Raw genomic sequence first — 24,562 nt, 5'->3', positions numbered from 1 at the left:
AAGTGGCCTAGACGGTGTAAAGTTATCTTTGGTCGTGCTAGCTTAATGTCAATTTTTCGTGCGTGGGTAAAACGTCAGTCAGAACATAGAGTTGGCGCCACGTTTTAAAGGGTTTTAACCCTTTTATTTTTCAGCATTTTTTACAGAGGCACGGGATTACATGGAAATCGGTCTGCGCGAATGGCTGATCGTCATCGGCATCATAGTTATCGCCGGTATTCTCTTCGACGGCTGGCGCCGCATGCGCGGTGGCAAGGGCAAGTTGAAATTCCGTCTGGACCGCAGCTTCTCCAATCTTCCTGACGACGACAGCAACGCCGAAGTGCTCGGCCCGTCCCGCGTGCTGGACACGCACCAGGAACCGCAACTCGACGAAGACGACCTGCCTTCGATGAGCGCCCCGGCGCGCGAGCCCAAGGCGGGCAAGGCCAGCAAGCGTGGCAAGCGCGGCGAGCCGCTGCAGGGCGACCTCGCCCTCAGCGCCGAACCGCGCGAGCCTGACCTGTTCGCCGACGCCGAAGACGACTTCCCGGCGGAAAACACCCGCACCACCACGACCACCGGCTACGGTACCGCCGCTGAAGGCAAGGAACTGCCACCGGTCGAGGAAGTGCTGGTGATCAGCGTCATCTCCCGCGACGAAGGCGGCTTCAAGGGCCCGGCCCTGCTGCAGAACATCCTCGAGAGCGGCCTGCGCTTCGGCGAAATGGACATCTTCCACCGTCACGAAAGCATGGCCGGCAACGGCGAAGTCCTGTTCTCCATGGCCAACGCCGTCAAGCCGGGCGTCTTCGACCTGGACGACATCGACCACTTCAGCACCCGCGCCGTCAGCTTCTTCCTCGGCCTGCCGGGCCCGCGTCATCCGAAGCAGGCCTTCGACGTGATGGTGGCTGCCGCACGCAAGCTGGCCCACGAACTCAATGGCGAACTCAAGGATGACCAGCGCAGCGTCATGACCGCGCAGACCATCGAACACTACCGCCAGCGCATCGTCGAATTCGAGCGCCGCGCTCTGACCCAGAAACGCTGAAGCACGCAGTTGATACCACAGGGGCCGCTTAGCGGCCCTTGTGCTTACAGAGAGACGCGAACCCTGTGGGAGCTGGCTTGCCAGCGATAGCGGCAGTGAACTCACCAAAGCAATCGCTGGCAAGCCAGCTCCCACAGGGTCAGCGCCGTTCTCTGGTTGTCCATTTCAACCGACCATCGCCCGACTGCTCTTCATAGCAAGAGACCCAGAACCATGAATGCCGAAACCCGAATCCTCGAACTGCGCGCCGAACTCGACCAGCACAACTACCGCTACTACGTGCTCGACGAACCCAGCATCCCCGACGCCGAGTACGACCGTCTGTTCCGCGAGCTCCAGGCCCTGGAAGCCGAGCATCCGGAGCTGGTCACCGAGGACTCCCCGACCCGGCGCGTCGGTGGCGCCGCGCTCTCGGCCTTCACCCAGGTCCGCCATGAAATCCCCATGCTCAGCCTCGGCAACGCCTTCGAGGAAACCGACCTGCGCGAATTCGACCGCCGCGTTGTCGAAGGCCTCGACCTGCCGGCCGGCGACCTCTTCGGCGGCGGCGCCCCGGTCGACTACAGCTGCGAGCCCAAGCTCGACGGCCTGGCCGTAAGCCTGCTCTACCGCAACGGCCAGCTCGTCCAGGGCGCCACCCGCGGCGACGGCACCACCGGCGAAGACATCAGCGTCAATGTCCGCACCATCCGCAACGTCCCGCTCAAGCTGCACGGCGAGGGCTGGCCGGAGGTGCTGGAAGTGCGCGGCGAAGTCTTCATGAGCAAGGCCGGCTTCGAAAAGCTCAACGCTTCCCAGGCCGAGATCGGCGGCAAGACCTTCGCCAACCCGCGCAACGCTGCCGCTGGCAGCCTGCGCCAGCTCGACTCGAAGATCACCGCCAGCCGCCCGCTGGAATTCTGCTGCTACGGCATCGGCCAGGTGTCCGCACCCGTGGGCGACACCCATATCGGCATCCTCGAACAGCTCAAGGCCTGGGGCATGCCCATCAGCCGCGAGCTCAAGCACGCCGCCGGCATCGAAGAATGCCTGGCCTACTACCACGACATCGGCGCCCGGCGTAACGACCTGCCGTATGAAATCGACGGCGTGGTATTCAAGGTCAACAGCCTCGCCTCGCAGCGCGAACTCGGCTTCCGCGCCCGTGAACCACGCTGGGCCATCGCCCACAAATTCCCGGCCATGGAAGAGCTCACCGAAGTGCTCGACGTCGAATTCCAGGTCGGCCGCACCGGCGCCGTCACCCCGGTGGCGCGGCTCAAGCCGGTCAAGGTCGCCGGCGTCACCGTCGCCAACGCCACCCTGCACAACATGGACGAAGTCGCGCGGCTGGGCGTGATGATCGGCGACACCGTCATCATCCGCCGCGCCGGCGACGTCATCCCGCAAGTCATGCAAGTGGTACTGGAACGCCGCGACCCGAACATCGTGCGCCCGGTGCAGATCCCCACCGAATGCCCGGTATGCGGCTCGCAGGTCGAACGCACCCAACTGGTCAAGCGCAGCAAGGGCAAGGAAACCGTCAGTGAGGGTGCCGTGTACCGCTGCGTCGGCCGCCTGGCCTGTGCTGCGCAGCTCAAGCAAGCGATCATCCACTACGTCTCGCGCCGCGCCATGGACATCGACGGCCTGGGTGAAAAGAGCGTCGAGCAACTGGTGGACGAAGGCCTGATCGCCTCCCCGGCAGACCTCTACCGCCTCACCTACGAGCAGGTGGTCGAGCTCGAAGGCTTCGCCGAGGTGTCCAGCAACAAGCTCCTCGCCGCCATCGAAGCCAGCAAGCGCCCGAGCCTGGCGCGCTTCATCTACGCCCTCGGCATCCCGGATGTCGGCGAAGAAACCGCCAAGGTCCTCGCCCGCTCGCTGGGCTCGCTGCAACGGGTGATGAAGGCCTTGCCGCAAGTGCTCACCTACCTGCCGGACATCGGCCTGGAAGTGGCATACGAAATCCACAACTTCTTCGAAGACGAGCACAACCGCAACGTCATCCAGCAGCTGCTCGACTGCGGCATGCAACTGCAGGACGAAGGCGAACTCAGCCCCGAATTCGCCGCCAGCACCACCCTGGCCGGCATGATCGCCAAGCTCGACATCTCCTCGGTCGGGCCTACCGGCGCCGAAAAGCTGGTCGCCAAGCTCGGCAGCCTGGACAAGATCATCGAAGCCGACGGCATCGACCTGCGCCGGGCCCTGGCGACCAAGCAGGCGGACGCCGTGCGTGAGTTCTTCCTGGTCGAAGCCAACCGTGACCTCGCCCGGGCCATCGAAGCGCAGTTGCTGGAATTCGGCATGCACTGGGCCAGCGAAAAGAAAACGGCGGAAGGCTTGCCACTGGCAGGCCAGACCTGGGTTCTCACCGGCACCCTGGAGCGCATGAACCGCGACATCGCCAAGGACAAACTGGAAAGCCTCGGCGCCAAGGTCGCCGGATCCGTCTCCGGCAAAACCCACTGCGTAGTGGCCGGACCGGGTGCCGGCTCCAAGCTCACCAAGGCCAACGAGCTGGGAGTCAAGGTAATGGACGAGGACACCTTCATCGAATTTCTGACAGGGCAGGGCATCGCCGTCTAAGCTCCGCGGGCCCCTGTGGGAGCTGGCTTGCCAGCGATTGCGTCAGTGAATTCAACCTCCTGATCGCAGTGGTTCGCCGCCCCTCACAGTCAGCCCCATTCCGGTATGCCTGACACAACTGGTGCCCAGGCCCCCGACAGCGTCACGCAGCGAGCCCCTCGCTTCGGACAAGTCCTTGAGAAATGATGATTTTTTCTCACCCAAAGGTTGTAACTCTGCCTCAGACCGGTACAATGGCGCGGCTCGTCACCAGATGGCGAGCTGCGTAATGGTGGCCCCATCGGTCCCCCCGCAACGATTACCCGTAAACCTGGTCAGGCCCGGAAGGGAGCAGCCATAGCGGGAACATTGTGTGCCGGGGTGTGGCTGGTGGGGCCGCCTCCATTTCTGGGGTCGGAAAAATCGTTTTCGGGCCTCTGTCTCCCTGCCTTCTTCCTCTTTTCCCTTGCGCCCGTTTATCTGGGGTGCTCGCTTTCCCGTGATTTCCAATTGCCAGTAGCGTGAAGGTGCTACTACGATGAGGCTTCTGAGCAAGGAGCTAGATATGGAATTCGTAGAGCGACTGAACGCGTTATCGGCAAAGATCCGCCAGCAAGGACCCGCAATCCAGACAGAAGAGGCGACCAAGATCGCCTTTGTCATGCCTTTCATCAACTCCGTCCTTGGGTACGACGTGTTCGACCCGTCCGAGGTGACGCCTGAGTACGTGTGCGACGTCGGCACGAAAAAGGGCGAGAAGATCGACTACGCCATCCGCAAAGGGGGCGAAATTCAGATCTTGATCGAGTGCAAGAAGATTGGTGAGCCGCTGAATATTAATCACGCGAGCCAGCTTTTCCGGTATTTCCATGTCACCAGTGCTCGTATCTCGATTCTGACTAACGGCCAGGTATATAAATTCTTCACTGACCTTGATGCGCCCAACAAGATGGACGAGAAGCCCTTTCTGGAGCTCGATCTGCTTGATTTGGATGAGCATGCGCTTCCTGAGCTTCAGAAGCTCACCAAGTCCGCATTTGATGTTGATTCGATCATCAGTGCGGCGGGTGAGCTGAAGTATGTCGGGCAGATCAAGAAAGAGATGGCTGCGCAGTTCAGTCAGCCTGACGAGGACTTCGTCAAGTTCTTCGCCGCCCGTGTCTATGAAGGCATGATTACGCAGAAGGTGCGGGAGCAATTCACCACATTGACGCGGAAAGCTGCCAGTCAATTCCTTGGGGACCAGGTAAATGATCGCCTGAAGTCAGCGATGAGTGGTGCACCGGAGCCCTCTTTCGCTATGGCGGCTACTGCACAGAATGAATCTGAAAAAGAGTCAGCCGAAAGCACCAGTGAAGACCGGGTTCAGACAACTCTTGAAGAGTTGGAGGGCTTCCATATTGTAAAGGCGATTGTTCGAGCAGTCGTAGATGCCAAGCGGATCGTGCATCGCGATACTCAGAGCTACTTCGGGATATTGCTCGATGACAACAACCGTAAGCCGATTTGTCGCTTGCACTTCAATCGTAGTCAAAAATATATCGGTGTCTTTGATCAGGAAAAAAACGAAACGCGCCATCCGATAGGGTCGGTGGATGATATTTATGGGTTTGCTGATCAGCTGAAGGGGACTATTTCTCTCTACGAATGAAGGGGTGGGGTAGATCGACCAAAAATAGATCTGTCCCCTTTCTTTATATTTTGATACGGGTTTGAGAAGTCATTGCGTGCAATTTTGTAGTTAGGACAAATTAGGTTATTTTTATTCAAGGAGTGAGGATGAGCGATTCGGAAGCCGTACTGAAATTTACTGGAAATTTCTCATGAACCATCCAGAACAATTTCTAAGTTTGGTCGTGCATGAAATTGATGCTGCTGGTGATGATCTAGCATTGTGTGCAGGGTTCGAGCGCGGGGTGTGGCGGAGAGATCAGTTAGCAAATCATGTAATGGAATGGCTTCCGGAATTCGCTTTGAATTACTCAGAGTTGGAAGAGATTGGGCACTATAACGCGATCCGTATGACAAAAAAAGCTGCGAAAATCGTTTACCAGTCCGAAAAGTATGGGTTGCGTGGCGAGTTTGGTGAGATTTTTTTGCATATAGCTATCAGGCAGGTTTATAAAACTTTGCCTGCAGTTAGTAAGATTTATTATAAGTCTTCGGCTAATGAAACGGTAAAGGGCTTTGATGCCGTTCATGTAGTGAAGGGGAGAGATGGGCTAGAGCTATGGATAGGTGAAACTAAATTTTATAATGATATCACTAGGGCTATATATGACGTGTGCAAAGAGATTGTTGATCATCTGGCAACGGATTATTTGCGTACTGAGTTTATATTGATTCAAAATAAAATTGACCCAGAATGGCCTGAGGCAGAATCTCTAAAAAAACTACTCAGTAGTAATGTGTCGTTGGATCAAGTTTTCAAAAAGGCCTGCATACCAATACTGCTTACTTATGATAGTCAAGCGGTTGAAGGCTCTAGTGAATCTAATTCTGATTATTTGAATTGCCTTAAGGCTGAAGTGGCCATTGCATATAAAAATCTTCGAGAAAAACTTGGTGCACAATATCGGGATAAATTTGGTTCGGATTTGCCGGTTACGGTTCATGTGATCCTTATACCGCTTAAAGATAAGAAAGAACTAATTTCTGCCATGGATACTAGGTTGAAGGCGCTTCAATTATGATGGATATTAATGAGGTCAGAGCGGCCCTTAAAGGGGAGCGGTTAGTCGAGTCACCATTTTATCTTGTTTCAAATATTGCGAAAATTTGTGTCGAAAACGTTGAATTGGGTCGTGAATTAGTAATAAGGGCTTTGGATAGCGAACTCATATTGGTTCATGGCTATCGAGAAATAGTTGATGAGCTTGCCATGCAGGTTGGGTTATATCCTTATGTGGAAAGTTTGTCTGATCTGTCTCTGCGAAGTGCAATGATGCACGCTGCTCACAGAGCGGACGGAGAGATGAGTGACTTTGTCATTCACAGTGCCCAAGCCAAAGTTTTGCGTAAGCTCATGGCTGGAGAGTCAGTTATTTTAAGTGCACCAACTTCTTTTGGTAAAAGTCTGTTGGTGGATTTGTTGATCTCGGCTAAGGATTTTTCAAATATAGTTTTAATTGTGCCGACCTTGGCGTTGGTGGAAGAAACTAGGAGACGCGTTTCGAGGTTTGTAGATAGATACTCAATTGTCACATCTGCAAATCAAAAAATAGAAGGGCGTAATATATTTGTTCTTGCTCAGGAACGGTTTCTTAGTATTGAGGGCAAGCTTCCTAGTATTGATTTCTTTGTGATTGATGAGTTCTACAAATTATCGATATCTGGAGAGGGGGATAGAGCTACTCTGCTGAATCAGGCGTTTTTGGCGCTATCAAGGACTGGTGCTCAGTTTTATTTGCTCGGTCCCTCTATAAAGGCTATCCCTGAAGAGGTTTACAACAAGGTTGAATGCAGTTTTGTTGTGGAGAATTTTCAGACGGTTGCTGTTGAGTTGCATCATATCAAGAAAAAGCCTAACAAGGCTTTAGCGCTTGCGGGTCTACTGGACCGACTGGATGGTCAGACAATGATTTATTGTCAATCTCCATCAAGCACAAGGACTGTATTGAGCGAGTATCTCGAGAATAGAGAACTCCAGCAAACGGGTGATGAAGAGCTCATAGAGGCAGCTGGTTGGACTGCTAAACATTACCATCACGATTGGTTAGTTTCTGTCGGCTTAAAGTATGGCATCGGCATCCATCATGGACGGCTACCTAGGTCTTTAGGGCGCTTCATGATTCGAGCTTTTGAGGAGGGTAAGTTAAAAATATTGCTCTGTACTTCAACTCTGATTGAAGGTGTAAATACAGCGGCGAAAAACGTCATTATATACGACAATAAACTGAATCGGCAGCCGCTGGACTTTTTCACTTTTAACAATATCAAAGGTCGCTCTGGGCGGATGTTTCGTCATTTTGTCGGGAATGTATACTTATTTGAGGCTCCGCCTGAAGAAGATTTGCCATTCGTAGATATACCCGCACTCAACCCTACTGATGCAACTCCAAGCAGCTTGCTACTTCAAATGAGTAAGGATGATTTGCCAACTGGATTAGAGGAAAAAGTTGAGAGACTCACGAAGCAGAATTTTTTACCTGTGGCCATTTTGAAGGCTCACTCGGGGATCGAGCCGGAATATTTGATTGATACAGCCAAGTATTTGCATGAGTTGGATATCCGCTCTCTTATGCAGTGCTCTTGGGTTGCTCGCCCTACTTATGATGAATTAAGGTTCTCGTCCGAGATAATTTGGGAAAAGCTGGGTGGTGCTCAGTCGGCGCGTAGAGCAGCAATGAGAACATCTAGTATGATGACGAAGTGGATATGGGATTTGTTTAGGCTCAAGAGCGTCCCGGTATTTAGAAAGCAGAAAATTATCAATCAGATGGAGTATGGCTCGGCAGCCGATGAGGCGGTTGAGAATGTACTCGCTTTCATACGTGGGTGGGCATCTTTTAACTACCCTAAATATCTTTCTGCTTTAAATGATATTGCAGCCTTTGTATTGGCGGCGAGAGGGCTGAGTGGGTGTAACTATATTCCCTTTGCGGCCTCGATTGAGCATTTATTTCAGCCTGACAGTTTTTCCTCTCTTGAGGAATATGGTTTGCCAACTGAGATTACTGAAAGATTAATGCAGAGGAGTCTCTTCGGTAAGGATGAATCTCTTGATGTTGTAATTCAAAGGTTGCGTGGCCCTGAACTAAAGCGATATGCTGATGGATTGTTTGAAAAAAGAATTATTGAAGATTTTCAGAGCGGAATCGGGGTAAAAAAAAATTAAGCAAACATAGCATGTTCTTTATTTGGTTTAGCCTTGCCTAGGCGCTGTACGAAAAGAGATGTCGCAAACACCGCATGGAACAAGCTAGTGAGACCATGGCGGCATAGCTTTTCGAGAGCTTGTCGAAGCGTGTCACGATGCGGCGGTTCTCTTCAGCCAGCCAAGCATGCGCTCGAGGATGTTGCGCTGTCGGTACTTAGTCCGATCAAACAGTCTGGGTAAACCAAGCTTGGGCTTGCGCTTCATCGAGCGCATCGGGATGACGGGCTGCATTCGATATTGGTCGCAGTAGCGGCGTAGTGCTTCGGCGTCGTAACCCTTGTCAGCAAGCAACCATTTGCAGCGTTTATGCGGGCGGCCAGGTTGGTTTGATGGAATGCTGACGTCGTCGAGCAATGGCTGGGCATAGCTGATGTCACTGGCTTGACCGCCAGAAAGGAGGAAGCGCAACGGTGTCCCGTTGGCAGCGCAGAGCATATGGATTTTGGTTGTCAGGCCACCGCGACTGCGGCCTAGAGTGTGATCGGCAGGCTCGGCAGGCCCCCTTTTTTCCGAGCGCAAGATGGGGCTCGGGTTGCGCTTACGGCGGTTGAGTCGATCATCCAGGTTTGCAGATCGATCAAGCCTTGCTCATTCAATCTCAGGTGCAAGCGTTTGAGCATCTGTTCGACTGTCCCCTGATTTTCGCCAGCCGCGAAACCGTTGATACACCGTTGACCATGGGCCGAAGCGCTCCGGCATATCTCGCCATGCAGCACCCGAGCAGAGCACCCAAAGCACGCCATCGAGCGTCAGGCGATCGCTCAGGCGCGGTTGCCCTCGACCATGAGTTTCAATGAAGAGATCGGCGACCACACCCCGGGCCTCATCCGAGAGTTCGTAACGCTTTGCCATCACAGAATTCCTTCCCGTAGATGGCCGGAAACCCTACAGAATTTCAGCTTCCGAAGGGCGCCGATTGGGTTTCTTGGGATTTCCTACAGAGCCTAGGTTGCGAAACTAAAAGGCCGCAGAGACAAACTCTACGGCCTTTGTTCATACCGCTACCGTCAACGGCGACTCCGCTACCGCAAGCGCCAACAGCGCCTTGGAAATCCTCATGTTCAGCACCGCATCACTGAGCATTTCCCTATGCCTCGCATCAGGCGGATCGGGCAAGTAGGCAGCCCTGAGTATCGCTCTATTGAGATGCTCCGCCGCGCGCTTGATGGCTTCTTCATGTGAAAGGCCAGGCCCTACGCAAAGGGCGGGCGGTGGATCAGGTACCAGCTTTTTCATGGTGAAACTCCAATGTAGGGATCGGAGTCGCCACGCGGCGCTGCTAGACGAAGGGTGGCGACCGTACGTGAGTTAGCAGACCAGGACATTGGGAACCCGGCGCACCCGAAGGTGCCCACACGCACAGCCGCCATAACTGGTTGCTGGTGGTTACCAATGTCGGACTGCTAATCCGGTCGCCGAATTTGCGACGACCGACGCAGACTAGGCACCGTTTCCACGGGACGCAACCACCAGGCGGGGTCGGGGAGTATGCTTGGGAAATTGCCTACAAGAAAGTCGGAAATCGAGGAAGTTTTGCCGCTAAATGCGACATTTTTAGCTAGGTGAATCAGCTGGGATGTCAGCGGTTCAAAAAGCCCTCCGCCAGTTTCCCGGAGAACAACATTTCCACCGGGCCGGTCAGCATCACGGCGCCAACCCCATCCCACTGAACCGTGACACTCCCGCCATCACATTCGACCCGGACCACGTCATCCAGCAACCCACGGCGAATGCCATTCACCGCAGCGCCACATGAGCAGGAGCCTGAACCCTGGGGCACGCCTCCGCCTCGCTCCCAGATACGCAGACGAATGTGCTGTCGGTTGATGACCTGGACGAAGTGCACATTTGTCCTGGCGGGAAACAGCAGGTTCTTTTCCAGCGCAGGCCCAACGGCGGCAACGTCCACCGCCGTCAGGTCATCCACGAAATAGGTGCAGTGCGGGTTGCCCATGCTCACGGCGGCGGGATTGCCGGCAATGGGCAGAGAGGCGGTGTCCAGTTCTCGCGCCAAAGGGATTTCGGCCCAGTCGAGCATCGGTTGCCCCATGCTGACCGAGATCTCGTCGGTGGCGGTTCGTGTGCAGGTGAGGCGGCCACGGTTGGTTCGCAAGACTACGGACGAGGTGTCGCTTTCGCGCATGAGGATATCGGCGGCACCGCGGGTTGCGCTTCCGCAGGTGTCCAGGGGGGAGCCGTCGGCATTCCAGAACAGCACCTGCGCATCGGCGTCATCACAGGCACGCAGTAGCGCCAGTTGATTGAAGCCGACACCCCGGTTGCGGTCACCCATTTTGCGGGCGAGGTGTTCGGTGATCGGGACTTGGGCGGTTCTGGCGTCGACGATTACAAAGTCATCGCCGTTGGCGTGCATCTTGTAAAAACTCAGGGGCATTCGCTGAACCTGCATCAAGAGGAGGGGGAAACTCGGAAAAGCATCGTTGATGTCAGTGAGTCGGTGCAAGTCGCTTTGCTTGGCGGGCAGCGTACCGCTGCCGTCCTCGCTTGAAATAACAAAGGGGTCGATCCATTTGCCGGCGGGACTGCGCAGCGGCAATGGATCTGCCCCTTTTCGTGCTTGTAAAGATGAAGCGCCCTCAAGATCAGATTTGCGCCTGGCCACCATCAACGAACAATTCTGCCCCATTCACAAAGCTGGCATCGCTGGACGCCAGGAACAATGCGGCCTTGGCGATTTCTTCCGGTTCGCCGACGCGACCCAGCGGGATCTGCGAAGCCAGGTAGTCCAGCAGGCCTTGCTGTTGCGCAGCGTCGGGGCCGGCGAGTTCCACCAGGCCCGGGGTACGGGTGGCACCCGGGCTGATGGTGTTGACCCGAACATTCCGGTCTTTCAGATCAAGAATCCAGTTGCGGGCAAAGGCTCGTACGGCGGCCTTGGACGCCGCGTACACGCTGAACGCCGGGGTGCCGGAACTGCCTGCGGTGGAGCCGGTGAGAATCACCGAGGCATTTTGTGCCAACAGCGGCAGCGCCTGCTGCACGGTGAACAGCGTGCCCTTGACGTTGCGGTCGAAGGTGTCGTGGTAGTGCGCCTCGGTGATTTCGCCCAGCGGCAGCATCGAGCCGCCACCGGCATTGGCGAACAGCACGTCGATGCGACCGTGTTGCGCTTTTACCTGCTGGTAGAACGCGTCCAGTTGCTCCACCTTCGAGGAGTCGACCTGCACGCCGGTCGCGTTGCCGATCAGCGCCACGGCGGCGTCCAGTTCCGCCTGGCGACGGCCCGTGATGTAGACGGTTGCGCCTTCGCTGGCGAAGAGCTTTGCAGTGGCCAGGCCGATGCCGCTGGTGCCACCGGTGACGATTGCGATTTTGCCTTCAAGCTTACCGTTCATGATGCTTCTCCAAGAGGGTGTTTGTTTCGGTGGGAGAAGCGTATCGACGATCAGATAAAACCAAAATAGAATCGTTTGAAACTCATCGTTGCAGAAATGAAATGAGCAAACTTCCGGATTTTGAAGGCCTGGCCATGTTCGCCAAGGTGGCTGAAGAAGGGTCGTTCGCGGCGGCGGCGCGGGTCATGGGCGTCTCGGTGCCGACAGTGTCACGTGCGGTTGCCCGCCTCGAAGAGCGCTTGGGCGGACGGCTGTTCAACCGCACGTCACGACAACTGTCGTTGACCGAGTTCGGGCATGGCATGGTCGGCAAGGCGAGCGAGATCTATCGACAGGCCGAGGAGGTCGAAGGGCAGGCCATGGAGCTGTCGGTGCAACCCCGTGGGCAGGTGCGGCTGGCGGTGCCGATGTCGTTCGGGTTGCGTTGGGTGGCGCCATTGCTGCCGAAATTGATTCGCCAGTACCCCGGGCTGTCCATCGACCTGCATCTCTCCGATGCCTCGGTGGACCTGGTTGCAGAAGGTTTCGACGCGGCACTGCGGATTGCCGCGTTGCCCGATTCCTCCCTGGTAGCCAGGCGCCTCTGCGCCGTCACGCAGGTGCTGGTGGCGGCGCCGGCCTATCTGCAGCGGCACGGTCGTCCGCAACATCCAAGGGATCTGGCTGATGCCCCCTGTCTCAGCTATGCCTACCGTGCCCGGAGCCAGGTGTGGCGCTTTACTGACGCGTCGGGGACGGAAGAAGACGTGTTGCCCACAGGGCCGCTGCGGGTCACCAACTCCGATGCGCTGTTGCCGGTCTTGCTCGAAGGGCTCGCCATTGCGGAACTGCCCGAGTTCATAGCCAGCGAGTACCTGGCCGATGGGCGTCTGGAGCGAATCCTTCCGCAGTGGAGCATGACGCGGGGAGGGTTGTACTTCGTCACGCCGTCTGCACGGACGCGGCCAGCGAAGATCAGGGCGCTGTCCGACTTTTTCCATGAGCATCTCTCCGCGCCTGCCTGGCGTTGCGCGAAGTAAAACGAGGGGGCCGGTTTTCAGTTGAGCAGCACGGCAAGCCGGACCGTTTCCCTTTTCAGAACGGAGAGACGGGTAGAAGCTTGCCAAATTGCAGAATTCGCTCCGCAGTCAGCACGCCCATCATGATCAGGGCGAGAAACGTCAGGCTGCACAGCACCAGTGGCAACTTGGTGACAGCAAACCGAATCCCACCGAGAACACCGGGATACTGCTTCAGGTACGCCTTGGCGATTCGACGATAAGCGCCTCCCGAGAGAAACGCCCAAAGGAAGAACAAGGCGGTGACGATCATGGCGAAAGGTCGTGGATCCTGGAATTGCAGGCAGGTCAGGCCGGCACTGATCGCGAACAGCGAGCCGATGTCCTGGGAAGAGCGGAAATAGCGTTCGGCGATGGCTTCGTCATCGGATTTGAAGATCATGCGGGGTCCCTTTCAAGCGTCTTCGGTGGATGGTGTTCAATGGCTGACGAAGCGTATTTAGCCTTTGCACCAGGTGCAACCGGCTGCCGGCGGCGAAGCTTCGCTCAGCGCCTGAGCAACGACACCTTCATCAACCGCCGAAACGTCGGACACGCCAGGTGATCCTTCTCCGGACACTGCGCCGCATGCCGCAGCCCCTTGCTCATCGCCTGCAAGCGCTTGACCTGCGCATCGATCTCGTCGGCCCTGGCCACCAGCATGTGCCGGTCCACCTGCAGGTCCACCAGCATCGCGCCCACCTCATCCAGGGAAAAACCCGCCGCCTGGCCCAGGGCGATCAGGGCCAGGCGGTCTTCCACGTCCGCCGCGAACTGGCGCCGCTGGCCGTGGCCGGCGAGGGACTGGAGCAGGCCGATCTTCTGGTAGTAGCGCAGCGTCGAGGCTGGTACTCCGGTGCGTTTGGCGACGTCGGCAATGTCCATTGGCGAACCCTTGACTTGAAGTTGACTTCAACTTCTATCCTGCGCGGCATGTTTCGATTTCGTCAACGTGCCGAGGGGATTTGCCATGTTTTCCATTGTGTTGATCGGGGTGGGTGCCACGCTGGTCATGGACCTGTGGACGCTGTTGCTCAAGCGGCTTGGGGTCGCCACCCTGAATTACGCCATGCTCGGGCGCTGGGCCGGGCATTTGTTGAAGGGGCGCGTGCATCATCAGGGGATTGCCAGGAGTGAACCTGTGGCCCACGAGCTGGCCTGGGGCTGGGTGCTGCATTATGCGATAGGGTTGCTGTTCGCGGCCGGGTTGGTGGGGCTGGTGGGAGAAGGCTGGTTGCGCCAGCCGACACTGGCTCCGGCCTTGCTCTTCGGGATTGCGACGGTGCTGGCGCCGTGGTGCGTGATGCAGCCGGCGATGGGGGCGGGGTTCTTTGCCAGCAGAACGCCGACGCCGTGGCGGAACCGGGGGCGGAGTTTGATGACGCATGTGGTGTTCGGCTGCGGGCTGTTCCTGGCAGCATGCCTTCTCTGAAGCACACCGCGAACCCTGTGGGAGCTGGCTTGCCAGCGATTGCAGTAGTGAATTCACCATCGCAATCGCTGGCAAGCCAGCTCCCACAGGGTTCGTGGCGCTAATGAATGGCAGGATGCAATTTTGCCCCCGCTCCGCTAGCATTAGCGGTCTCTCCCCGCTCGTTCAGGTTGCGACGTTTTTCATGAGTTATCAGGTCCTTGCACGTAAATGGCGTCCGCGCTCGTTCCGCGAAATGGTCGGCCAGACCCACGTGCTCAAGGCCTTGATCAACGCACTCGATAACCAGCGACTGCACCATGCCTATCTGTTCACCGGCACCCGCGGGGTCGGCAAGACTACCATCGCGCGGATCATCGCCAAGTGCGTGAACTGCGAAACCGGCATCACCTCGACCCCCTGCGGCACCTGCTCGGTGTGCCGGGAGATCGACGAGGGCCGCTTCGTCGATCTGATCGAGATCGACGCCGCGAGCCGGACCAAGGTCGAGGACACCCGCGAACTGCTGGATAACGTGCAGTACGCGCCGAGCCGCGGGCGCTTCAAGGTCTACCTGATCGACGAAGTGCACATGCTTTCCAGCCATTCCTTCAACGCCCTGCTGAAGACCCTGGAAGAGCCGCCGCCCTACGTCAAGTTCATCCTGGCCACCACCGACCCGCAGAAACTGCCGGCGACCATCCTGTCCCGCTGCCTGCAGTTCTCCCTGAAGAACATGACCCCCGAACGGGTGGTCGAGCACCTGAGCCATGTGCTCGGTGTGGAGAACGTGCCCTTCGAGGACGATGCCCTGTGGTTGCTCGGCCGCGCTGCCGACGGGTCGATGCGCGACGCCATGAGCCTGACCGACCAGGCCATCGCCTTTGGCGAGGGCAAGGTCCTGGCTGCCGATGTGCGGGCGATGCTCGGTACCCTCGACCATGGCCAGGTCTACGGCGTGCTCCAGGCCTTGCTGGAAGGCGATGCCCGGGCGCTGCTGGAGGCCGTGCGCCATCTGGCCGAGCAGGGGCCGGACTGGAACGGCGTGTTGTCGGAAATGCTCAACGTGCTGCACCGCGTGGCCATCGCCCAGGCGCTGCCCGAGGCGGTGGACAACGGCCAGGGCGACCGCGACAAGGTACTGGCGCTGGCCCAGGCCCTGCCGGCCGAGGATGTGCAGTTCTACTACCAGATGGGCCTGATCGGCCGGCGTGACCTGCCCTTGGCACCCGACCCGCGTGGCGGCTTCGAGATGGTGTTGCTGCGCATGCTGGCGTTCCGCCCGGCCGACAGCGGCGATGCCCCGGGCACGACACTAAAGCCAGTGGGGATCAGCCAGGCCACGACTGATTCCCCGGCACCGGTGGCCCCGGTTGCGATCGCCGCACCCGCCCCGCAGCCTGTCAGTGCTCCCGCTCCGGTCGTCGAGGCGGTGCCCGAGCCTGAGCCCGAGCCAGCGCCGCAACCCGAGCCGGAAGCCGAGCCCGTCGTCGCAGCCGAGCCCGAGCCGGAAATCGAGGAAGTCACCGACCTGCCCTGGGAAGACCCGATTCCTGCGCCTGTCGCTGCACCTGAACCCGAGCCAGCCCCGGCCCCTGTCGCCGCCGCGCCGCCTGCCGCCCCGCGCGAAGAGCCGCCCCACGACGACCAGGCCTACGCCCCCGCCGGCATGGACCGCGACGACGAGCCACCGCCGGACGACGATTACTACATGGGCGAAGTGGACCCGGCCGGCTACAGCTACCTGGACGAACTGGCCACCGAGCACGCCGCCGAACTCAGCGCCGAGCCGGCCCCGGAGCCGGAACCCGAGCCCGCTGCGCAACCGGCCACGGGCCTGGCCTTGCAATGGCTGGAGCTGTTCCCGCACCTGCCGATTTCCGGCATGACCGGGAGCATCGCGGCCAACTGCACCCTGGTCAGCGCCGAAGGCGACAACTGGCTGCTGCACCTGGACCCGAACCACAGTGCCCTGTTCAACGCCACCCAGCAGCGCCGCCTGAACGAGGCGCTGAACCAGCACCTGGGCCGCACCCTGAACCTGAGCATCGAGCTGATCCGCCCCGAGCAGGAAACCCCGGCCCAGGCCGCGGCACGCAAGCGCGCCAACCGCCAGCGCGAGGCCGAGCAGTCGATCGAGAACGACCCGTTCATCCAGCAAATGATCCAGAAGTTCGGTGCCAGCGTGCGCCACGATACTATTGAACCTGTCGACGCCGTGGTGACCCAAGGCGAATAACCCCTATCCAGCGCCGCGCCCGGTGCGCGGTGAGTCATACAACTACCGAGGTGATTTCTCATGATGAAAGGTGGCATGGCCGGCCTGATGAAGCAGGCGCAGCAGATGCAGGAAAAGATGGCCAAGATGCAGGAAGAACTGGCCAACGCCGAAGTGACCGGTCAATCCGGCGCCGGCCTGGTCAGCGTGGTCATGACCGGTCGTCATGACGTCAAGCGCATCAGCCTGGACGACAGCCTGATGCAGGAAGACAAGGAAGTACTGGAAGACCTGATCGCCGCCGCCGTCAACGACGCCGTGCGCAAGGTCGAGCAGAACAGCCAGGACAAGATGAGCGGCATGACTGCCGGGATGCAGTTGCCTCCTGGCTTCAAGATGCCGTTTTAAGACGGCATCCGCTGTACCCACGGTGGGAGCACGGCCTTGAGGTCGTCGCTCCCACCGTCGTTTCTCCCATTCGATGATTTGCCGGGCCTTTTACCATGAGCTTCAGTCCCCTGATTCGCCAGTTGATCGACGCCTTGCGCACCCTGCCGGGCGTGGGCCAGAAAACCGCCCAGCGCATGGCCTTGCAACTGCTCGAGCGCGACCGCAGTGGCGGTACGCGCCTGGCCGAGGCGTTGACCAAGGCCATGGAAGGGGTTGGCCATTGCCGTCAGTGCCGCACCCTGACCGAGCAGGAGTTGTGCCCGCAATGCGCTGATCCGCGCCGTGACGACACGCTGCTGTGCGTGGTGGAAGGGCCGATGGACGTCTACGCGGTGGAGCAGACCGGCTATCGCGGGCGTTATTTCGTGCTCAAGGGGCATCTGTCGCCGCTGGATGGCCTGGGGCCCGAGGCGATCGGCATTCCGCAGTTGATGGCGCGGATCGAGGAGCAGGGCACCTTTACCGAGGTGATCCTGGCGACCAACCCGACGGTGGAAGGCGAGGCGACGGCGCATTACATCGCCCAGTTGCTGGCGGACAAGGGCCTGGTGGCCTCGCGGATCGCCCATGGGGTGCCGCTGGGCGGGGAACTGGAGCTGGTGGATGGTGGGACGCTGGCTCACTCGTTTGCCGGGCGTAAACCAATTTCCCTCTGAATCTTGTGTTGTTTTTCAGGGCCTCATCGCTGGCAAGCCAGCTCCCACAGGGATCACCTCAGGCCAAAGCCTTGCAGTGAACCTGTGGGAGCTGGCTTGCCAGCGATGAGGCCCTGAAGCCGATCAGTATTCGCTGAGCGAAAACTCGGTCAGGCAGAACGTCTCCACCTGCGCTTCGCGCAGCTTCTGCGAGCCGCCCAGCTCCGGCAGGTCGATGATCGCCGCCGCTTCATACACCGCAGCGCCCATTCGCCGCACCAGGCTTGCCGCCGCCAGCAAGGTCCCGCCAGTGGCGATCAGGTCGTCGAAGATCAGTACCTTGTCGCCTTCGCACAGGCTGTCGGCATGCACTTCCAGGAAGGCTTCGCCGTATTCGGTCTGGTAGCCCTGGCTGATCACATCGGCCGGCAGTTTGCCCTGCTTGCGGAACAGGATCAGCGGCTTGTTCAGTTCATGGGCGATGATCGAGCCGATCAGGAAGCCACGGGCATCCATGGCGCCGATATGGCTGAAGTCGGCCTCGACATACCGCTCGATGAATTGGTCCATGACATGGCGCAGCCCGCGGGGCGACTGGAACAGCGGGGTGATGTCACGGAAGATCACGCCGGGCTTGGGGAAGTCCACGACCGGGCGGATGAGGGATTTGAGGTCAAAGCTGTCGCTGGGCATGGAACGGGTATCCTGGTGGGCAAAACGCCCGTCAGTATACCCGTTCGCGCGAGGAATCAGGCTTCCAGTGCGCCACCGGCCAGCGCGCAGAGCTGGATCGGGTCGAGGATGCGCACTTCCTTGCCTTCGGCCTCGATCAGGCCGTTCTGCTGGAAGCGGGTGAACACCCGGGATACGGTTTCCACCGCCAGGCCCAGGTAATTGCCGATTTCGTTGCGCGACATGCTCAGGCGGAACTGGTTGGCCGAATAGCCACGGGCGCGGAAGCGTGCGGAGAGGTTGACCAGGAAGGTGGCGATGCGTTCGTCGGCGGTTTTCTTCGAGAGCAGCAGCATCATCTGCTGGTCGTCGCGAATCTCCCGGCTCATCACCCGCATCAACTGGCGACGCAATTGCGGCAGTTGCACCGACAGCTCGTCCAGGCGCTCGAACGGAATCTCGCACACCGAGGTGGTTTCCTGGGCCTGGGCCGAGACCGGATAGGCCTCGGTGTCCATGCCGGACAGCCCGACCAGTTCGCTGGGCAGGTGGAAGCCGGTGATCTGCTCTTCGCCGCCATCGCTGAGGCTGAAGGTTTTCAGGGCGCCGGAGCGCACCGCGTAGACAGAGCCGAAGTTGTCACCCTGCCGGAACAGAAACTCGCCTTTCTTCAGGGGTCGCCCGCGTTTGACGATTTCATCCAGTGCGTCCATGTCTTCCAGGTTCAGCGACAACGGCAGGCACAGGGGCGCCAGGCTGCAATCCTTGCAATGAGCCTGGTTGTGAGGGCGCAGTTTAACTGGCTCAGACATTTCATCGATCCTTGTGGGAAAGCACACATAGAATGCAAGGGTAACCCAGCCGGGCTACTGTAGGCCAGCTTGCTCTGTTTTGGTGCGCCTCCCGCTCAAGTTCGCGGCTTTGCCGCCGATACCCCTTCATGGATCTTTTTCCCCAGGCAGGCCGCGCCATGCTGACCGTCGATATCAAGAGCACTCGCCAGGCAATCCTCGCCAATCAGGCGCAAACCTCCGCCAAACAGGCTGAAGAGGCGCGCCAGAGCGGTTCCGCGCCGTCCGAGGGGATCAAGGTCGACCTGTCCCTCAAGGGCCTGGAAGTCGCCAGCAAACAGCAGGGCGACGCCGATATCGACGAAAGTGGGCTGCCCGAGTCCGTTCGTCAGTTGCTCAAGATGATCCGCAAACTGCAAAGGGAACTGGCCGAGGCCAACCGCCAGCTCCAGGCGTTGATGCGCGATCGTTCCCTCGATCCGGTTGAAATGCAGAAAAAGACTGCCGCCTTGCAAGCCCGGGTCAGCGCATTGTCCGCGTCGTTGAATACCGTCAATTTCGGACTGGTCCGGGCCATGAGCCAGGCCGATCTGACACCGGACCAGGTCGGCAAGGCCATGAAGCTGCTGGTCTAGATCACCCGCGAGAAACGCTGGCGGTTGCTCAGGTCCAGATACGCGTCGAACACCATGCACACCGAGCGCACCAGCAGGCGTCCGGCCGGCAGCACGCTGATGCCGTCGCTGCGCAGTTCGATCAGACCGTCCTTGGCCATCACTTTCAATGCCGGCCATAGCTCCTTGAAGTAGCCGTGGAAGTCGATGGTGAAGGCCTGTTCGATGCGCTCGAAATCCAGCTCGAAATGGCAGATCAGGTCCTGGATCACGGCCCGGCGCACGCGGTCGTCCTGGTTGCAGATCAGCCCGCGACGGGTCGCCAGTTGCGCGGCGTCGAGGGCGTTCTGGTAGTCGGCCAGGTCGCTGCTGTTCTGGCAGTACAGGTCGCCGATCTGGCTGATGGACGACACGCCCAGGCCGATCAGGTCGCAGTGGCCGTGGGTGGTGTAGCCCTGGAAATTGCGCTGCAGGGTGCCTTCTTCCTGGGCGATGGCCAGTTCGTCGTCGGGCAGCGCGAAATGGTCCATGCCGATGTAGCGGTAGCCGGCGCCTGTCAGTTGCTCGATGGTGCGGTGGAGCATTTCCAGCTTGGCCGCCGGGGCCGGCAGGTCGCTGCTGTCGATGCGCCGCTGGGGCATGAAGCGTTCCGGCAGGTGTGCGTAGTTGAACACCGAGAGGCGGTCGGGCTGCAGCTTGATCACTTCCTCGACGGTGCGGGCGAAGCCTTCCGGGGTCTGCTTGGGCAGGCCGTAGATCAGGTCGAGGTTGATCGAGCGGAATTGCAGGGTGCGCGCCGCTTCGATGATGGTGCGGGTCTGCTCCAGGCTCTGCAGGCGGTTGATCGCCCGCTGCACGGCCGGGTCGAGGTCCTGTACGCCGAGGCTGACGCGGTTGAAGCCCAGTTCGCGGAGCAGGCCCATGGTCGACCAGTCGGCCTCGCGCGGGTCGATCTCGATGCCGTAGTCGCCGGAATCATCGTCCAGCAGGTTGAAGTGCTGGCGCAGGTGGGCCATGAGTTCGCGCAGTTCGACGTGGCTGAGGAAGGTCGGGGTGCCGCCGCCGAAGTGCAACTGCTCCACGGTCTGTCCCGGGTCGAGGTGGCAGGCGATCAGCTGGATTTCCTGCTCCAGGCGTTGCAGGTAGGGCTGGGCGCGGGCGCGGTCCTTGGTGATGACCTTGTTGCAGGCGCAGTAGTAGCAGATGTTGGCGCAGAACGGCACATGAACGTACAGGGACAGCGGACGCGCCGCGCGACGGCTGTCGCGCAGGGCATGGAGCAGGTCGAAGGAGCCGATCTCGCTGTGCAGTTGCACCGCGGTCGGGTAGGAGGTGTAGCGCGGGCCGGCCAGATCGTAGCGGCGGATCAGGTCAGAGTCCCATTGGAGGGCGTCGTACATGGTGGCAGTCCCAGGAATTACGGCAGTGTCCGGAGTCTAGGGAGCGCCACGTACATCGGTGTTGATTTGCATCAAGCCCGCTTCAGTGGCCCATGAGCCAGTGCTGGTGCGGGCCGGGCAGGGTCCACAGGCCGAACAGGATCACCAGCAGGCCACCGGCGATGCGCACCCCGCGCTGGCGCAGCAGGGCGTTGCTGCGCTCGGCGACCAGGCCGGTGGCGAGCAGGACCGGCCAGGTGCCGACGCCGAACGCCAGCATCAGCAGGGCGCTGTTGATGGCGCTGCCCTGGCTGGCGGCCCAGAGCAGGGTGCTGTAGACCAGGCCGCAGGGCAGCCAGCCCCACAGGGCGCCCAGCAGCAGGGCGCGAGGCAGGCTGGAAACCGGCAGCAGGCGCGTCGCCACTGGCTGGATATGCCGCCACAGGCCACGCCCCAGGGCTTCCACCCGGGTCAGGCCGCTCCACCAGCCGGCCAGGTACAGGCCCATGGCGATCAACAACAGCGCGGCAAGCACGCGCATCGCCGTGGCCAGCGGGCTGCCGGCCAGGGCCCAGCCGGCCAGGCCCAGCAGCAGGCCGGCGCTGGCGTAGCTGAGCACGCGGCCAAGGTTGTAGGCAATCAGCAGGCGCAGGCGGCGGCCGCGCTGTTCGGGCGGGATGGCCAGGGTCAGTGCGCCCATCAGGCCGCCGCACATGCCCAGGCAATGGCCGCCGCCGAGCAGGCCGAGGATCAAGGCGGAGCCGAGCAGGGGCAGCAGTTCAACCACGGGCAGGCGGCTCCGGCTTGTCGTCCGTGGCGGTTTCCTCGCCTTTTACCGCAGCCTGGTGCTTGGGGTCCTGGTCATCGAACAGGATGCTGTGGGCCGGGCCGTCGAGGTCCTCGTACTGGCCGCTGTCCACTGCCCAGAAGAAGATGTACACGGCGATGCCGACCAGGACCAGAGCGGCGGGAATCATCACGTAGAGTGCGGGCATGGCAGTTCCTCAGGCGGGCGCGGCATGGGCCGCGGCGGGTGCGGGCTGCGCCGCCACGCTGCCGCGCAGCCGGGTCAGGCGCAGGGCATTGAGCACCACGATCAGCGAACTGACCGACATGCCGACCGCCGCCCACACCGGGGTAATCCAGCCGAGGGCGGCAAACGGCAGCATAAGGCCATTGTAGAGCGCGGCCCAGCACAGATTCTCGATGATGATCCGCCGGGTGCGGCGGGCCAGGACGAAGGCCTGCACCAGGCTGTCGAGGCGGTTGGACAACAGCACCGCGTCGGCGCTGGTCTTGGCCAGGTCGGTGGCCGAGCCCATGGCGATGCTGATATCCGCCGCCGCCAGCACCGGCACGTCGTTGACCCCGTCGCCCAGCATCAGCACCTTGCGCCCTTCGGCCTGCAGGGCCTTGAGGCGCTGCAGCTTGTCGTCCGGGCGCAGGCCGCCGACGGCCTGGTCGATGTTCAGCTCGGCAGCGACGCTGGCGACCATCGGCGAGCTGTCGCCGGACAGCAGCAGGGTTCGCCAGCCACGGGCGCGACAGGCGTCGAGCAGGTCGGCGGCGTCGTGGCGCAGGCGGTCGTCGAGGACGAACCAGGCCAGCGGGCCTTGCTGGTCGCCGAGCAGCAGCCATTGGCCGGGTTCGTCGGGCATCGGCGGCACTGGCGCGCCGCTCGGCCCGCAACTGAAGGCAGCCTGGCCGATACGCAGCAGGCGGCCTTCGACCTGGCCTTCCAGGCCCAGGCCCGGGGTGCTTTGCACCGCTTCGGCCACTGCGGCGGTGCGGCCGAAAGCGCGGGCGATCGGGTGTTCGGAGCGGTTTTCCAGGGCAGCGGCAAGGCGCAGGCAGTGATCGGCATCGAGCCCGGCCAGCGGGCGGATGGCGCGCAGGGTCAGGCGACCTTCGGTGAGGGTGCCGGTCTTGTCGAAGATGACCGTGTCGATCTGGTTCAGGCCTTCCAGCACATGGCCGCGGGTCAGCAGCAGGCCAAGGCGGTGCAGGGTGCCGGTGGCCGCGGTGAGGGCGGTCGGGGTGGCGAGGGACAGGGCGCAAGGGCAGGTCGCCACCAGCATCGCCAGGACGATCCAGAAGGCCCGCTCGGCGTCGATCTGCCACCACAGCAGGCCGATGCCGAGGGCGGCGACCAGGCTGAACAGCAGGAACCATTGCGAGGCGCGGTCGGCGATTTCCGCCAGGCGCGGCTTTTCCGACTGCGCCCGCTCCAGCAGGCGGACGATGGCGGAAAGCCGGGTGTCGTGGCCCAGGGCCTGGACCTCCACGGTCAGTACGCTTTCCACATTGAGGGTGCCGGCGGTGACGCTGTCGCCGGTCTGCCGCGGGCGGGGCAGGTATTCGCCGGTCAGCAGGGATTCGTCGATGCTCGACTGGCCGTCGACGATGCGCCCGTCGGCCGGTATCACCGCGCCGGGCCGGACCTGCACGCGGTCGCCGATCTGCAGTTCGCGCAGCAGGATGCGCTCGCTGTTGCCGGCGGCATCCAGGCGCAGGCACGAGGCTGGCAGCAGGTTGACCAGTTGCGCGGTGGCCGCGGCAGTGCGCTCGCGGGCGCGGCGCTCCAGGTAGCGGCCAGCGAGCAGGAACAGGGCGAACATGCCCACCGCATCGAAATACAGCTCGCCGCTGCCGGTGATTGCGGTCCAGATCCCAGCGGCATAGGCCAGGCCGATGGCCAGCGACACCGAGACGTCCATGGTCAGGTGGCGGGTGCGCAGGTCACGGGCGGCGCCACGGAAGAACGGCGCGCAACTGTAGAAAACGATGGGCGTGGTCAGGAACATCGCCACCCAGCGCAGGATGGTGTGCATTTCGGGGCTGAGGTCGATGTTGAATTCGGGCCAGGTGGCCATGGTCGCCATCATCGCCTGGAACCACAGCAGGCCGGCCACGCCGAGCTGGCGCAGGGCGGTACGGTTTTCCCCGGCCAGTTGCTCGGCGGCGCGGTCGGGCTGGTAGGGGTGGGCGGCGTAGCCGATCCGGCGCAGTTCGGCGAGCAGGCTGGACAGTGGTAACTGACTGTCGGCCCAGCTCACCAGCAGACGGTGATTGGACAGGTTCAGGCGCGCTTCGGCGACGCCGGGCAGGCTGCGCAGGCGTTTCTCGATCAGCCAGCCACAGGCGGCGCAACTGATGCCTTCGACCAGCAGGGTGGCTTCGGCCAGCTCACCTTCATGGCGGACGAAGGGTTGCTGGACATCGGCGCGGTCGTACAGGGCCAGTTCATCGGCCAACTGGCGGGGCAGGGCATCGGGATTGGCGCTGGCTTCGCTGCGGTGCTGGTAATAACTCTCCAGCTTGCCGGCAACGATGGCCTCGGCCACCGCCTGGCAGCCGGGGCAGCAGAATGGCCGGGGTTCGCCGAGCACGACGGCGGTGAAATGGCTGTCGGCGGGGACGGGCAGGGCGCAGTGATAGCAAGGCGTGGGGTGGTCATGACTGTCTTATCGCAGGTCTTTCGGTGGTGAGCCCAATCGCTGGCAAGCCAGCTCCCACAGGATTCGCGGCGTGCACAAG

Annotated in this window: 22 protein-coding genes, 1 other RNA gene and 1 pseudogene; 12 read left to right on the top strand and 12 right to left on the bottom strand. The window is 60.6% G+C overall.

All coding sequences use genetic code 11. The annotated features are described in order from the left end of the window. The first annotated feature begins 160 nt into the window (after window positions 1–160). The 6 genes from zipA (at window position 161) to CSV86_RS15550 (ending at window position 8,420) form a co-directional block, all read left to right on the top strand. A complete protein-coding gene (zipA, locus tag CSV86_RS15575) occupies window positions 161–1,033 on the top strand; it encodes a cell division protein ZipA (protein WP_009396170.1) in 873 nt (290 codons plus the stop codon). Window positions 1,034–1,246: 213 nt separating this feature from the next. Then, on the top strand, window positions 1,247–3,604 hold the full coding sequence (gene ligA / locus CSV86_RS15570; protein WP_009396172.1) for an NAD-dependent DNA ligase LigA: 2,358 nt from the start codon (window positions 1,247–1,249) through the stop codon (window positions 3,602–3,604). A gap of 278 nt (window positions 3,605–3,882) precedes the next feature. After that, window positions 3,883–3,979: signal recognition particle sRNA small type (gene ffs, locus CSV86_RS15565), an RNA gene on the top strand. 169 nt (window positions 3,980–4,148) lie between these two features. Continuing rightward, on the top strand, window positions 4,149–5,234 hold the full coding sequence (locus CSV86_RS15560; protein WP_009396174.1) for a type I restriction endonuclease: 1,086 nt from the start codon (window positions 4,149–4,151) through the stop codon (window positions 5,232–5,234). Between the two features lie 172 nt (window positions 5,235–5,406). Further along, on the top strand, window positions 5,407–6,276 hold the full coding sequence (locus CSV86_RS15555; RefSeq protein ID WP_037059200.1) for a HamA C-terminal domain-containing protein: 870 nt from the start codon (window positions 5,407–5,409) through the stop codon (window positions 6,274–6,276). Continuing rightward, a complete protein-coding gene (locus tag CSV86_RS15550) occupies window positions 6,273–8,420 on the top strand; it encodes a DEAD/DEAH box helicase (protein ID WP_009396177.1) in 2,148 nt (715 codons plus the stop codon). The genes CSV86_RS15555 and CSV86_RS15550 overlap by 4 nt, the downstream gene beginning before the upstream one ends. Window positions 8,421–8,457: 37 nt before the next feature. Here CSV86_RS15550 and CSV86_RS15545 read toward each other — a convergent pair. From CSV86_RS15545 to CSV86_RS15530, 4 genes and pseudogenes are all read right to left on the bottom strand, one after another. After that, window positions 8,458–9,314, bottom strand: a pseudogene (locus CSV86_RS15545) (IS5 family transposase). A 141-nt stretch (window positions 9,315–9,455) separates the two neighbouring features. Beyond that, window positions 9,456–9,698, bottom strand: a complete 243-nt coding sequence (locus CSV86_RS15540; protein ID WP_009396181.1) for a hypothetical protein — start codon at window positions 9,696–9,698, stop codon at window positions 9,456–9,458. Between the two features lie 343 nt (window positions 9,699–10,041). Beyond that, window positions 10,042–10,857, bottom strand: a complete 816-nt coding sequence (dapF, locus tag CSV86_RS15535) for a diaminopimelate epimerase (protein ID WP_037059205.1) — start codon at window positions 10,855–10,857, stop codon at window positions 10,042–10,044. 208 nt (window positions 10,858–11,065) lie between these two features. Beyond that, entirely contained in the window at window positions 11,066–11,818 is a 753-nt protein-coding gene (locus CSV86_RS15530) for an SDR family NAD(P)-dependent oxidoreductase (protein WP_009396188.1), read from the bottom strand. Between the two features lie 101 nt (window positions 11,819–11,919). Here CSV86_RS15530 and CSV86_RS15525 point away from each other — a divergent pair, with 101 nt between their 5' ends. Next, complete coding sequence (locus tag CSV86_RS15525) at window positions 11,920–12,837, top strand: LysR family transcriptional regulator (RefSeq protein ID WP_009396190.1); 918 nt, start codon at window positions 11,920–11,922, stop codon at window positions 12,835–12,837. A gap of 55 nt (window positions 12,838–12,892) precedes the next feature. Here CSV86_RS15525 and CSV86_RS15520 read toward each other — a convergent pair whose 3' ends face one another. Together CSV86_RS15520 and CSV86_RS15515 are read right to left on the bottom strand one after the other, a co-directional pair. Further along, window positions 12,893–13,258, bottom strand: a complete 366-nt coding sequence (locus CSV86_RS15520) for a hypothetical protein (RefSeq protein WP_009396191.1) — start codon at window positions 13,256–13,258, stop codon at window positions 12,893–12,895. 104 nt (window positions 13,259–13,362) lie between these two features. Next, window positions 13,363–13,740 (bottom strand): helix-turn-helix domain-containing protein, encoded by a 378-nt coding sequence (locus CSV86_RS15515; RefSeq protein WP_009396192.1) that lies wholly within the window; start codon window positions 13,738–13,740, stop codon window positions 13,363–13,365. An 85-nt stretch (window positions 13,741–13,825) separates the two neighbouring features. On the opposite strand from CSV86_RS15515, the gene CSV86_RS15510 reads away from it, so the two are divergent. The 4 genes from CSV86_RS15510 (at window position 13,826) to recR (ending at window position 17,590) form a co-directional block, all read left to right on the top strand. Then, window positions 13,826–14,287 (top strand): DUF2938 domain-containing protein, encoded by a 462-nt coding sequence (locus CSV86_RS15510; RefSeq protein ID WP_009396194.1) that lies wholly within the window; start codon window positions 13,826–13,828, stop codon window positions 14,285–14,287. 184 nt (window positions 14,288–14,471) lie between these two features. Next, the gene (gene dnaX / locus CSV86_RS15505) at window positions 14,472–16,505 is read left to right on the top strand and encodes a DNA polymerase III subunit gamma/tau (RefSeq protein WP_037059209.1); all 2,034 of its coding nucleotides are present in this window, start codon (window positions 14,472–14,474) and stop codon (window positions 16,503–16,505) included. A gap of 60 nt (window positions 16,506–16,565) precedes the next feature. Further along, window positions 16,566–16,892, top strand: coding sequence for a YbaB/EbfC family nucleoid-associated protein (locus CSV86_RS15500; RefSeq protein ID WP_009396198.1), 327 nt, complete (start codon window positions 16,566–16,568; stop codon window positions 16,890–16,892). A gap of 95 nt (window positions 16,893–16,987) precedes the next feature. Further along, window positions 16,988–17,590: a recombination mediator RecR gene (recR, locus tag CSV86_RS15495; RefSeq protein ID WP_009396200.1), complete on the top strand. Its 603-nt coding sequence runs from the start codon at window positions 16,988–16,990 to the stop codon at window positions 17,588–17,590. Window positions 17,591–17,713: 123 nt separating this feature from the next. Here recR and CSV86_RS15490 read toward each other — a convergent pair whose 3' ends face one another. Continuing rightward, window positions 17,714–18,262, bottom strand: coding sequence for an adenine phosphoribosyltransferase (locus CSV86_RS15490; protein ID WP_009396202.1), 549 nt, complete (start codon window positions 18,260–18,262; stop codon window positions 17,714–17,716). A gap of 56 nt (window positions 18,263–18,318) precedes the next feature. Beyond that, window positions 18,319–19,053 (bottom strand): Crp/Fnr family transcriptional regulator FnrA, encoded by a 735-nt coding sequence (gene fnrA / locus CSV86_RS15485; protein ID WP_009396203.1) that lies wholly within the window; start codon window positions 19,051–19,053, stop codon window positions 18,319–18,321. Between the two features lie 128 nt (window positions 19,054–19,181). Between fnrA and CSV86_RS15480 the strand changes: the two genes are divergently transcribed. Beyond that, window positions 19,182–19,667, top strand: coding sequence for a hypothetical protein (locus CSV86_RS15480; protein ID WP_158487703.1), 486 nt, complete (start codon window positions 19,182–19,184; stop codon window positions 19,665–19,667). On the opposite strand, the gene hemN is transcribed toward CSV86_RS15480, so the two are convergent. The 4 genes from hemN to CSV86_RS15460 form a co-directional block, all read right to left on the bottom strand. Continuing rightward, window positions 19,664–21,046: an oxygen-independent coproporphyrinogen III oxidase gene (hemN, locus tag CSV86_RS15475; RefSeq protein WP_009396205.1), complete on the bottom strand. Its 1,383-nt coding sequence runs from the start codon at window positions 21,044–21,046 to the stop codon at window positions 19,664–19,666. The two genes, CSV86_RS15480 and hemN, sit on opposite strands and share 4 nt — an antisense overlap. Before the next feature lie 82 nt (window positions 21,047–21,128). After that, on the bottom strand, window positions 21,129–21,812 hold the full coding sequence (locus CSV86_RS15470) for a sulfite exporter TauE/SafE family protein (RefSeq protein WP_009396206.1): 684 nt from the start codon (window positions 21,810–21,812) through the stop codon (window positions 21,129–21,131). Further along, window positions 21,805–22,020 carry a cbb3-type cytochrome oxidase assembly protein CcoS gene (gene ccoS, locus CSV86_RS15465; protein WP_009396207.1) on the bottom strand — a complete coding sequence of 72 codons (216 nt, stop codon included), beginning with the start codon at window positions 22,018–22,020 and terminating at the stop codon, window positions 21,805–21,807. The genes CSV86_RS15470 and ccoS overlap by 8 nt, the downstream gene beginning before the upstream one ends. 9 nt (window positions 22,021–22,029) lie before the next feature. After that, window positions 22,030–24,450, bottom strand: coding sequence for a heavy metal translocating P-type ATPase (locus CSV86_RS15460; protein ID WP_170395071.1), 2,421 nt, complete (start codon window positions 24,448–24,450; stop codon window positions 22,030–22,032). Window positions 24,451–24,562 lie beyond the last annotated feature (112 nt).

Origin of the sequence: Pseudomonas bharatica CSV86 (genome assembly GCF_000319305.2) — a bacterium.
In the GTDB taxonomy this organism is placed as follows: domain Bacteria; phylum Pseudomonadota; class Gammaproteobacteria; order Pseudomonadales; family Pseudomonadaceae; genus Aquipseudomonas; species Aquipseudomonas bharatica.
Note: the sequence above shows the minus strand (reverse complement) of the source record. Positions and strands in the feature narration are given on the sequence as shown.

Coding starts and splice junctions, on each gene's coding strand:
- zipA (WP_009396170.1), top strand. CDS start 161: ATGGAAATCGGTCTGCGCGAATGGCTGATCGTCATCGGCATCATAGTT.
- ligA (WP_009396172.1), top strand. CDS start 1,247: ATGAATGCCGAAACCCGAATCCTCGAACTGCGCGCCGAACTCGACCAG.
- CSV86_RS15560 (WP_009396174.1), top strand. CDS start 4,149: ATGGAATTCGTAGAGCGACTGAACGCGTTATCGGCAAAGATCCGCCAG.
- CSV86_RS15555 (WP_037059200.1), top strand. CDS start 5,407: ATGAACCATCCAGAACAATTTCTAAGTTTGGTCGTGCATGAAATTGAT.
- CSV86_RS15550 (WP_009396177.1), top strand. CDS start 6,273: ATGATGGATATTAATGAGGTCAGAGCGGCCCTTAAAGGGGAGCGGTTA.
- CSV86_RS15540 (WP_009396181.1), bottom strand. CDS start 9,698: ATGAAAAAGCTGGTACCTGATCCACCGCCCGCCCTTTGCGTAGGGCCT.
- dapF (WP_037059205.1), bottom strand. CDS start 10,857: ATGCCCCTGAGTTTTTACAAGATGCACGCCAACGGCGATGACTTTGTA.
- CSV86_RS15530 (WP_009396188.1), bottom strand. CDS start 11,818: ATGAACGGTAAGCTTGAAGGCAAAATCGCAATCGTCACCGGTGGCACC.
- CSV86_RS15525 (WP_009396190.1), top strand. CDS start 11,920: ATGAGCAAACTTCCGGATTTTGAAGGCCTGGCCATGTTCGCCAAGGTG.
- CSV86_RS15520 (WP_009396191.1), bottom strand. CDS start 13,258: ATGATCTTCAAATCCGATGACGAAGCCATCGCCGAACGCTATTTCCGC.
- CSV86_RS15515 (WP_009396192.1), bottom strand. CDS start 13,740: ATGGACATTGCCGACGTCGCCAAACGCACCGGAGTACCAGCCTCGACG.
- CSV86_RS15510 (WP_009396194.1), top strand. CDS start 13,826: ATGTTTTCCATTGTGTTGATCGGGGTGGGTGCCACGCTGGTCATGGAC.
- dnaX (WP_037059209.1), top strand. CDS start 14,472: ATGAGTTATCAGGTCCTTGCACGTAAATGGCGTCCGCGCTCGTTCCGC.
- CSV86_RS15500 (WP_009396198.1), top strand. CDS start 16,566: ATGATGAAAGGTGGCATGGCCGGCCTGATGAAGCAGGCGCAGCAGATG.
- recR (WP_009396200.1), top strand. CDS start 16,988: ATGAGCTTCAGTCCCCTGATTCGCCAGTTGATCGACGCCTTGCGCACC.
- CSV86_RS15490 (WP_009396202.1), bottom strand. CDS start 18,262: ATGCCCAGCGACAGCTTTGACCTCAAATCCCTCATCCGCCCGGTCGTG.
- fnrA (WP_009396203.1), bottom strand. CDS start 19,053: ATGTCTGAGCCAGTTAAACTGCGCCCTCACAACCAGGCTCATTGCAAG.
- CSV86_RS15480 (WP_158487703.1), top strand. CDS start 19,182: ATGGATCTTTTTCCCCAGGCAGGCCGCGCCATGCTGACCGTCGATATC.
- hemN (WP_009396205.1), bottom strand. CDS start 21,046: ATGTACGACGCCCTCCAATGGGACTCTGACCTGATCCGCCGCTACGAT.
- ccoS (WP_009396207.1), bottom strand. CDS start 22,020: ATGCCCGCACTCTACGTGATGATTCCCGCCGCTCTGGTCCTGGTCGGC.